This is a genomic window from Francisella sp. 19S2-4 (genome assembly GCF_036281795.1).
Lineage (GTDB): Bacteria > Pseudomonadota > Gammaproteobacteria > Francisellales > Francisellaceae > Francisella.
Genome location: NZ_JAWUZH010000092.1, coordinates 1 through 1,379, shown reverse-complemented (window position 1 = coordinate 1,379; position 1,379 = coordinate 1). Strand labels below are relative to the sequence as shown.

Here is a 1,379-nt window from a genome sequence, read left to right as displayed (position 1 = left end):
TAAGGCTAAGTTTTTACTAAAAATAGCAAAAATATTCCTATTCATAGAAATTGAAAGATTTATTCAACAGTCTTTAAGATATCAACAAAAGTTGAACAATCGATCAACTTTTGTTGATATATTTATCGATCGTTCAGTAAACAGGAGAAAGCATGATAAAACATTCAAAAAAACTAAGACATATCTTATTTATTACAATATTTTTTGTAACAATTGGACAGCTATGCATCACCCTTTATCTACCATCATTACCAGCTATTGCTAAATCTTTATCTATAAATGTAGGCTTAGCACAGTCTAGTATAACTATCTTCTTATTAGCTTATGGCATTTCACAACTTTTTTACGGTTTTCTATCTGATTATTTTGGAAGAAAACCTTGCTTATTAATTGGCTATATTATTTTAATTTTAGCTACAATTTTATTACTTTTATTCTCTCATAATTCAAAAATCTTTTTCATCTCAAGATTTTTTCAAGGTATTGGAGCTGGTGCAGCAGCTGTTCTAGCAAGAGCAGTTATTCGTGATAGCTTCTCAAAAAATGATTTACCATCTGCTTTTGCTATACTAATCATGGTAGTTTCTATAACTCCAGCTATTGCTCCCTTTATTGGAGGTCTTATCGCAAGTTTTTTTAATTGGCAAATGATATTTGCTAGTTTACTTATTTATATGATTATTATAACTTTAGCTATTATTTATTTTTTACCTGAAACACATTCTAGAGAATTGAGTAAAAAGAAAAATAATAAAAGTATTTTATATGTTTTAAAGGATTTATTTTTTCATGAACAGTATTTACTATGTGTTTTTATGATTATTTTTATATATTCTTCTCAAATATTATATCTTGCAATTAGTCCATTTATTTTTGAAAAGAAATTTCATTTATCAGAAGCTGCTTATGGTACATTAATAATGATTCCAGCATTTGGTTATATTCTTGGTAATTTTTTAGTTCACTATTTGAGAAATTCTGTTAGATGTCGATATCAAATTCTAATAGGAATCGCTTGTGCTCTTACCTCTAGTATAGGGATAATCATAATTGGATTAACTGGACTAAATTTAATAATTTTACTAGGTCTTTTATTTATTCTAACAGTAGGACTTGGATTAACGTTTTCAAATACAGTCGCATTATCTTTAATTCCTTTTACAACAATTGCGGGGACTGCTGCGGCAGTTTCTGGATTTCTGCAAATATCCGGAACATCACTAATAAATGCTATTATTAATTTCTTACATATAGAAAGTACTTTTGGCTTAGGAGTTAGTTTATTTATTTGTACGTTTATTACTAAAGACTGTTGAATAAATCTTTCAATTTCTATGAATAGGAATATTTTTGCTATTTTTAGTAAAAACTTAGCCTTA

1 protein-coding gene is annotated in these 1,379 nt (G+C 27.3%); it reads left to right on the top strand.

Features of this window, described 5'->3' with window-relative positions:
* Positions 1-152: 152 nt before the first annotated feature.
* The gene (locus R8535_RS10845; RefSeq protein WP_329499169.1) at positions 153-1,316 is read left to right on the top strand and encodes a Bcr/CflA family efflux MFS transporter; all 1,164 of its coding nucleotides are present in this window, start codon (positions 153-155) and stop codon (positions 1,314-1,316) included.
* Positions 1,317-1,379: the final 63 nt, after the last annotated feature.